At 63.0% G+C, this 454-nt stretch carries 1 protein-coding gene; it reads left to right on the top strand.

Annotation, left to right across the window (positions count from 1 at the left end):
* Nucleotides 1-168 precede the first annotated feature (168 nt).
* Nucleotides 169-454, top strand: a 286-nt coding sequence (locus tag AB4Y92_RS25815; RefSeq protein ID WP_441822211.1) for an EamA family transporter, incomplete at its 3' end; no start/stop codon positions are given.

Genomic DNA, 454 nt, shown 5'->3' with positions numbered 1-454 from the left:
CGTTAAGTCGTCCATTATCATAGCGTTGATTCTTCTATAGTAGATTGTTCAGAGCGCAACCCGTGACAGACGGCGCGGAAGCGCAGGACGCTCGCCTGCGTCACGCCCATGCAGCCGTCGCCAATCCGGCATTGGTCCTGTCGTTTCGGCATCGCTAAGGACCGGGTTATGTCGCGCAACGCCTTCTATTTCGCCCTGATGTGCCTGGTCTGGGGGCTGACCTTCCTGCCGGTCAAGATTGGCTCGGCCCATGTCCCGCCGATCTTCCTTGCCGCGGCGCGGTTCACGATCGCCGGTGTCCTGATGCTGCTCTGGGCCGGGCGCGACGTTCTCGCGGTTCCGCCGGCAGCGCGGCGCCGCCTGCTGATCACCGCGCTTCTGGTGAACACGGGCAATTATACTTTCCTGTTCTGGGGGACCGCCCATGCGCCGTCGGGGCTCGCTGCCATCGTCA

It is taken from the genome of Lysobacter sp. TAB13, from assembly GCF_052113885.1.
Classification (GTDB): Bacteria; Pseudomonadota; Gammaproteobacteria; order Xanthomonadales; family Xanthomonadaceae; genus Lysobacter; species Lysobacter gummosus.
Note: the sequence above shows the minus strand (reverse complement) of the source record. Positions and strands in the feature narration are given on the sequence as shown.